A 7,813-nucleotide genomic window follows, 5' to 3' on the forward strand; every position below is an offset into this window, starting at 1 on the left:
GGACGCAGAGTGCAACGAGATTTATACAGCGCATTTTTAATCATGAATGTGAAAGACAATCGAAAAGAAATAGATCGACAAAAATGTTTAGAGAGATGGGATCAATTTATTCGACTGCATGATGAAGAAATCAAACGACTTCATCTTCATTCATGTGTCGTAAGTAGTATGGGAATTTAAATGATAAAAAGCGTCTTGAACCGGGCGCACAGGGCGATAAGCACCAGTAAGGTGTTTGCCCATGAAAGTCTTGTGGAACAAGGGTGAGTTCTACACGCAGGTGTACGAGAAACCCTTTTGTACACAAGAACCCCGTGGCTTTAGCCATCGGGAGGTTCAGTATAACCAATTTATGATTGCGACAAGCAATTATCGTGCGAAAGCAGGAACAATTGGTGCAAAAGTACAACATTACGGCGAGTGGAAAGATCCGTATCCAAGAACGGTGCCTGAACTTGGCGACTCACCTACGAAACAAGATATCTTAGTTGCAGGAATGTTATCGAAAGAAAACTTGCTTGACTTGATTCAAAACTTCATTGTCTTTGAAGTTGATGGCGGTCGGGTCATTAAAAAGATTGCCCGCTATCAACAATTCCGTGCGGTCAATAAAGCGATTCAGCGCATTTTACATGCAAAAACACCAAAAGATCGCGGCGGGGTGATTTGGCATACGCAAGGTTCAGGAAAGTCTTTAACGATGTTATATTTAGCCGTAAAACTTAGAAGAATTAAAGAGTTACAAAATCCAACGATTGTCGTTGTGACCGACCGTAAAGATTTGGATGACCAAATTACAAAAACATTCCGTAAATGCGGCTTCCCGAATCCGCAACAAGCGGAAAGCGTCAAGGATTTGAAAAGGTTATTACAACAAGGCCCTGGTTCTACGATTATGACTCTTGTACAGAAGTTCCAACCAGATAAGGATCAAGACGAGTATCCAGAGCTTTCGAGGTCGGAAAATATTTTTGTGTTAGTCGATGAATCGCACCGCACACAATACAAAGGTCTAGCGATGAACATGCGGAAAGGCTTGCCGAATGCATGTTATATCGGTTTTACAGGAACGCCAATCGATAAAGAAGATAAAAGTACAACAAGAACGTTTGGCTCTTATATTGACAAATATACGATTGAACAAGCGGTCGATGATGGAGCAACCGTTCCGATTTTCTACGAAGCGCGAATGGTGAACCTTCATTTGCAAGGCGAGTCACTAGATCGCTTATTTGATCGTAAATTTAGCGACTATAGCGAAGAAGACCGTGAGCGTATTAAAAAGAAATATGCAAAGGAAGAAGCAATCTTAGCCGCTCCGAGCCGCATTGAGCAAATTGCTTTAGATATTGTAGAACACTTTGAAAATTATATCTTACCAAACGGTTTTAAAGCGCAAGTGGTGGCGGTGAACCGTGAAGCGGCGGCGATTTATAAACAAGAGCTAGATGAACTCATTAATGGAAAATATGAAACAGCATTAATTATTTCAACAGGTCCCGAAGATAAAAACAATGAATTATTAAAAGATTACTCACTGTCCCGTGAGGAAGAAAAGCAATTAATTGAACGATTCAAAAAGCCGTTTGAAGAAGACAAACTAGCGATTTTAATTGTTTGTGATAAGCTTCTCACAGGCTTTGACGCACCAATCGAACAAGTGATGTACTTAGATAAACCGTTAAAAGAGCATAACCTACTTCAGGCCATTGCTCGTACAAATCGAACATATGAAGGAAAAACGTATGGACTCATTGTAGACTACTTTGGTGTATCCAAATTCTTGGAGAAAGCCCTTGCGATTTTCTCTAAACAAGATATTCAAGGAGCGTTGTTGCCGATTGAAAGCGAGTTGCCAAAGTTAAAACAAGCCCATCGAAAAGCAATGAGCTTTTTCGACTATATTAACCGAAGCGATGCCGATGCGTGCGTTCAAGTATTAGAGCCTGAAGATGTGCGTCATGAGTTTGAAAAAGCGTTTAAAGAGTTTTCCAAACGAATGGATATGATTTTACCGAACCCTGAAGCTTCTCCATATGTAGAAGACTTAAAGTTTTTAGGTAAAGTGCGGCAAATGGCAAAAACGTTATATCGTGACGAGCAAATGGATATTTCCGAGTGTGGCGAGAAGGTCAAACAATTAATTGCAGAGCATTTATATGCTGAGTCTGTCGAAGTCATCCATGAACCAATTGATATTTTGTCCAGTAAGTTTGATGAGCGGTTAGAAAAAGCGCCATCGAAGGAAGCACAGGCGGCGGAAATGGAACATGCGATTCGCCATGAAATTAAAGTGAAGCTGGAAGAAAACCCTGTATACTACACGTCGTTAAGAGAAAAACTTGAACAATTAATCGAAGCAAGACGGAAAAAAATGATGGGTATCGCTGAATTGGTAGAAAAGCTACGCAGCATGGTCAACGATATGCGAAACGTCAACCAACAGGCACAAAACCTCGGCTTTACACGGGAACAATATCCATTTTACCAGCTGTTCCAACAGCTTCTTCCAGATGAAGAACATAAAGATGCGATCGATGCGTTGACACATCTCGTGACAGATATTATCGCCGAGGAAAGTCAAGTCATTGATTGGGTAAACAAAGAAGATGTAAAACGAGAAATGCGGAAGAAAATTAAAAAGCAGTTGCGGGCAAGTGTTATCCCTAAAGATCAGATAGAAAATGTAACGCAACAGATTATGTCATTAGCGATGGTTCATTATAAACGATAAACGTATGAAAGCCTCCTACCAATCTAGGGAGGCTTTCGTCATTTATAAAGTTAAGGTTGGGCCATTTACACGCAACCATTCTTTTCTTTGTTCATAGTCCGACATCACAGATTTAACAAAATGCCAAAAATCATTGGAGTGATTCGGATATTTAAGATGCGCTAATTCATGTACTAACAAATAATCGATAATCGGCACGGGTGCCATCATAATTCTCCAGTTTAAATATATGGCTCCTTCGTTTGTGCATGTTCCCCAGCGCATTTTTTGTTCTTTTAATTTAATTTTCGTAGGGGTTACTCCCATTTTAGGGCAATAAATTTTTAAACGTTCTTGTAGTTTCATTTCTCCGTACAGAATATACCAATCTTTGAACGCTTGTTGGAAAAATGAGATTCTTTCTTCTTCTGTTAAATGCGGTGGCACCGTGGCAATAAATTTCCCTTGTTTAAACATAAGAACCGGCTTTGTAACTTCCTCGCTTTTATATACTTTTAATCGATAGTTACGCCCTAAATAAGCAAATTTCTCTCCGCTTACAAACTCTTTCGGAGCAGGGCAATCAGAAATTTGATTTAACGCCTGCCATTTATCAATAATCCATGGAGCTTTTTTATAGAGGATAGAATGTAAAAGTGTAGGCTCTATCCCCTCAGGAGCTACGACCTTTACTCCCTCCAACCATTCAACCGATATCGTCACATCCCGCTTTTCTGGCTTATACTCTACTGCATAATCTATTGTTGTCTTGCCATATTGAAAGCTAGGCATAGAAATACTAACTCCTTCGTTCCTCTAATTGTCTTTCATTTTATCTTTGGGAAAGCAAAAGGTCAATTGCGAACGGTGCCAGGCACCGTTCGTAATAATTTTGGATAATCAACAGCCGTGATATTTTATATTATATTATTTGCTTTTAACCATTCTTCAAATAGCTTACTTCCGACTTCATAAGATAAATCATCTGCATCAACAGTAAAAATCTTGTAACCATATTTTTCATGGAAATCATACTTATCTAATATTTTTTTAACTAATGTAGTATCTTGTTCATTATCTAAAAAAACTACCCATTTATTTTCATTCTGAATTTTATATGCGACTGCTTCTAGATCAACATTGTTCTCATAATATCCTAAATGAAGATGCTGATTTGGATCAAATTTCACGTTTATTCACTCCCTATAATTAGCGAACGGTGCCAGGCACTGTTCGTAATTTTTTATCGTAACCATATTAGTTTGTAATCGCATATATGAAGGTACAGAATCTTGTTTATTTTATCCCTTCTTCTGCCTGCTTTACTTCCAACTTTTCATCCGAGTCAAGAAGTTATCGTTTATTCCACCAATTCCTCCATAAAAGTACAAAAAATCACTCTCCTGCGCGAAATAGGATGAATGAGTAACAGGAGAGTGATTGGAAACACATTTGAAATGAAAGTATATTTCGATTTTTTATCGGTGGTTAAAAAATAGGAAAATAGATTTTTGTTTTACTGTGAGATCGATTAGTTTTCCACTCATTTAACAAATCGTTTTCCAATGCTGTCTGCTGCTAAAATGGCGGCATAAACATCATCTGGCGTTACTTTAAACGGCATGTTGTGAATAGTTTCATTTTCAGCACAGGCCGCTTCAGCAACTTTTCGTATTTTGGCCTCAACATCTTCTTTAACTCCCATTTGTTCAAGAGTTACAGGAAGACCTAGTTCAATATTTAAACGGACCATTTTTTCAATTTCTTCCATAGGGCGGTTTTCAAGCACTAATTGGGAAAGTGTACCAAAGGCCACTTTTTCTCCATGATATAGATGGTGAACGTCCTCTAAAACAGTGAAGCCGTTATGAATCGCATGAGCAGCTGCGAGCCCACCGCTTTCAAAACCGATCCCACTTAAATACGTATTGGCTTCCACAACATTTTCAACAGCCTTTGTAACGGTTTTTCTTTGAACTGCGAGATATGCACTAACTCCTTCTTCAAAGAGGATTTTTTGACATAACTCAGCTAGTCCGATCGCTGATTTCGTTATATTTCCTCCAGCCATTGGAATTGCATTTGCTTCGTAACATGCTCTGGCTTCAACATATGTAGCTAAAGCATCCCCAATTCCAGCTGCAAGGAGTCTGGCAGGTGCATTTGCTACAATTTGTGTATCAACCAATACGATGTCAGGGTTTTTAGGGAGGACAAGATACTCCTCAAATACACCATCCTCTGTATAAATGACAGATAATGCACTACATGGTGCGTCTGTAGAAGCAATTGTAGGAACGACTACAGTCGGCAGATTCGTATAGTAACCCAATGCTTTAACGGTATCTAAAGTTTTTCCGCCTCCGACCCCAACAACAACATCAATCTTGTTTTCAATAACGATATTTTTGAGTCGATTAATTTCCTGTTTTGAACATTCTCCTCGAAAAGTTGCAAAGGTAATGGTGCTGTTGCTATTTGAGAAGCTTTCTTCAATGGTCGCTTTTGTAATTTTTTGAACAAACTCATCAGCAATAAACAAAAAGGAACTTCCTAAATGACCAATATGTTTGTGAATATTAATTAGTTCGCCTTTCCCTTGAATATATTTGTTCGGTGAAATCAAAATTCTTGCCATATTAAGCCCTCCATATTTTTTAGAATTTTGTGAATAGGCCTTACATTCTTATAATACCATTGTAAAAATGAAAAATCAATTAATATAGGAAACATTTCACAAATATGCAAGATTTTTTATGAATCGTTTGTGCCTGTCACCTGTCGAATCTGTATCGAATTGCACGTCAAATGGGGACAAGATGAGGTTGGTATTATGTCAAGAAAATAGACACGTAAAATCGAGAAAAATTTTAAAACCCTACTACCGCACTTCGTTTGGTGGCCTCTTGATAAGGAGAACGGTTTGGTAACCCCTTCCCCTGTTTAGTGCAAAATGAAAGTACAGAGTTCTGCAACAAAAAAGTGCAGAACTTCATGGCATAAAAAAAGGCTTTCCAGCTCCTAAAATTCCCTCTACTGTTAAGGTTGTGAAGAACAAAACAGTGGAGGTAAAGAAAGGATGCTAGCAATGCCTGAAATTCATCATATCAAACATTTGCGTGAAAAGAAAGGGTTATCGCTTTCCGAAATTGTCCGCAGGCACGCTAATGTCAATAAATACGGGAAAGTAACGGTGGATGGGGAGGCGTTTGAGGTTCATGGGATCCCGATTCCAAAACGTGTCCTTGTCAAAAAGGAATGGGATCGTTTCATGGTTTTGTCCCAGGAAGGGGAGGTGTACCTGGAAGCGCCAAGGCCGTACACGAAAAAGCAACGGGAGCTCCCTTGGAAGGACATTTTGGCGGAATGGGCGCAAAAGCCCCGAGTGGTGGAGTATTCACGGTTTCGAGTTTACTTGCCGGAGGCCATTAGGAAATACTTCATGGAACAACCGAAACAGACGGCATCACGCATTCGAGGAGTGCAGAAGCTGCTGGAGCGGTACACCGTCTATGAGATCGCCCAGTGGCTTGACAAGTATCAACGGTGGGATTTGACGCCCCATGAGATCGGGGTGTTGATGGAGGCGAAGCGTTCGGAGTATCCCGCGAAATGGGAAGAAGCCTATACCCCTTCCGTTTTAGTCGACTATGAAACCGATTTACATGTGTATGATCAACGTCTTTGTCCGTCAAGGGAAGGGGGAAGCCGGGCATGAAGATGGATTTAAAAGAGATTTGTAAAGCCCTGCATTTGGCGTACATCGCGGATCGATTCGAGGAGGTGGCCTACGAGACCAAGGAACAGTTTTTGCGTGATGTGTTGGCGTTGGAGCTGTCGTTCCGTCAGAAAGCAAAACAGGCTCGATTGATCAAGAAGGCGAAGTTCCGGGAGTGGAAATGGCTCAAAGATTACGAATGGTCGGATCAGATTCATTGGCCGACCACGACCTCGAAGGAAGAACTTTGCGACCTTCGCTTTTTGGAGCAAAAACAGAACGTCCTGCTTTTAGGTTCGCTGGGAACAGGAAAAACCCATCTCGCCACCGCATTAGGATTAAAAGCGTGTGAACGGGGCCATGAAGTTCGGTTTTTCCGTGTCGCCGATCTTGTCGCCCAGCTCGAAGAGGCGTTAAAAGACGGTACCCTCGGACGGCTCAAACGGCAAATCGACACATGCGAGCTGTTGCGAACTCGGCTATGTACCTTTTCAAAAGCAGGGATCGGAACTGCTGTTTCACATCATTGCCGATTGTTATGAACGAAAAAGTGTCATCGTGACATCGAATTTAGAGTTTGGACAGTGGAATCGAGTGTTTGGGGACAACCGCCTGACGGCAGCGCTGGTGGATCGTTTGGTCCATCACGCCCACATTCTCGCGTTTACGGGAGAGAGCTACCGCTTGCGGCACGCGCTTTCTGCCGTTCAGTCGCTCCCTTCTCGCTCGGTTGAAAGGTAAATTCATTGAGCCGGCAAGCCTATGTATTTTTTCTTGCAATTCTCTGCACTTTTTGCTTGCAAAAAACATGAGCGGTTATTTTCATGCTTGGGTGGCGAGTAAAAGCTTACTCATGGATGTTTTTTGATGATATTACTTAATTCCCATCCCAATTTTACTTAGTACTTTTCTACTTATGTTTTTCATAATTGTTGAAATATCCTATACACTCATTATCTTCCTATGCTTCAACAAAAGGGGATTTGTATTCTGGTTCAATATACAATGGTGTTTATATCGAACAGAATAAACAAAAATCTGTGTGTCGAAAGAAGAAAAAATATATAAATTGAAATAAAGGTTTTCTCCCGTTCCACGGCGAATAAATACAAAGAGAAAATAGGGGAACGGAGAGAAAATATGATGCCAAATCACAAAGACGAGATCGAAAAGTTGTCCACTGCCATGAAAGAAGCAAAAAGTAAACGAGCATATGAACGCTACCAAGCGATTTATCTTCATTTGCAGGGATATACCAAAGGAGAAATCGCAACGATTATTGGTCGATCCAAGAAAACTATTTATAACTATATTCATGCCTACGCCCAGCGCGGTCTTGATGGACTGGAGATGAAATACTCACCTGGCGCCCCACGTCGATT

At 40.5% G+C, this 7,813-nt stretch carries 5 protein-coding genes and 3 pseudogenes; 5 read left to right on the plus strand and 3 right to left on the minus strand.

Annotated features, from left to right (window positions below; translation table 11 throughout):
* Both BM213_RS14810 and BM213_RS13445 read left to right on the plus strand, forming a co-directional pair.
* Positions 1-180 (plus strand): annotated as a pseudogene (locus tag BM213_RS14810) (RNA-guided endonuclease TnpB family protein); the annotation flags it as partial.
* Positions 181-340: 160 nt separating this feature from the next.
* Positions 341-2,734, plus strand: a pseudogene (locus BM213_RS13445) (type I restriction endonuclease subunit R); the annotation flags it as partial.
* A 42-nt stretch (positions 2,735-2,776) separates the two neighbouring features.
* Here BM213_RS13445 and BM213_RS13450 read toward each other — a convergent pair.
* The 3 genes from BM213_RS13450 to BM213_RS13460 form a co-directional block, all read right to left on the minus strand.
* Entirely contained in the window at positions 2,777-3,505 is a 729-nt protein-coding gene (locus tag BM213_RS13450; protein WP_091704993.1) for a M48 family metallopeptidase, read from the minus strand.
* A 125-nt stretch (positions 3,506-3,630) separates the two neighbouring features.
* On the minus strand, positions 3,631-3,903 hold the full coding sequence (locus BM213_RS13455; RefSeq protein WP_033026638.1) for a DUF3986 family protein: 273 nt from the start codon (positions 3,901-3,903) through the stop codon (positions 3,631-3,633).
* Positions 3,904-4,256: 353 nt separating this feature from the next.
* The gene (locus tag BM213_RS13460) at positions 4,257-5,351 is read right to left on the minus strand and encodes a glycerol dehydrogenase (RefSeq protein ID WP_049625510.1); all 1,095 of its coding nucleotides are present in this window, start codon (positions 5,349-5,351) and stop codon (positions 4,257-4,259) included.
* A gap of 450 nt (positions 5,352-5,801) precedes the next feature.
* Between BM213_RS13460 and BM213_RS13465 the strand changes: the two genes are divergently transcribed.
* The 3 genes and pseudogenes from BM213_RS13465 to BM213_RS13475 form a co-directional block, all read left to right on the plus strand.
* Entirely contained in the window at positions 5,802-6,431 is a 630-nt protein-coding gene (locus BM213_RS13465) for a hypothetical protein (RefSeq protein WP_244149301.1), read from the plus strand.
* A pseudogene (gene istB / locus BM213_RS13470) lies at positions 6,428-7,172 on the plus strand (IS21-like element helper ATPase IstB). Before BM213_RS13465 ends, istB begins: the two are co-directional and overlap by 4 nt.
* 399 nt (positions 7,173-7,571) lie before the next feature.
* On the plus strand, positions 7,572-7,813 hold a 242-nt coding region (locus BM213_RS13475; RefSeq protein ID WP_143091211.1), incomplete at its 3' end, for a helix-turn-helix domain-containing protein.

The organism is Anoxybacillus pushchinoensis (genome assembly GCF_900111795.1).
Taxonomy (GTDB): Bacteria; Bacillota; Bacilli; order Bacillales; family Anoxybacillaceae; genus Anoxybacillus; species Anoxybacillus pushchinoensis.

Bases quoted from the DNA above. Each gene is read 5' to 3' on its own strand.
- BM213_RS13450 (WP_091704993.1), bottom strand. From the start codon at position 3,505: ATGCCTAGCTTTCAATATGGCAAGACAACAATAGATTATGCAGTAGAG.
- BM213_RS13460 (WP_049625510.1), bottom strand. From the start codon at position 5,351: ATGGCAAGAATTTTGATTTCACCGAACAAATATATTCAAGGGAAAGGC.
- BM213_RS13465 (WP_244149301.1), top strand. From the start codon at position 5,802: ATGCCTGAAATTCATCATATCAAACATTTGCGTGAAAAGAAAGGGTTA.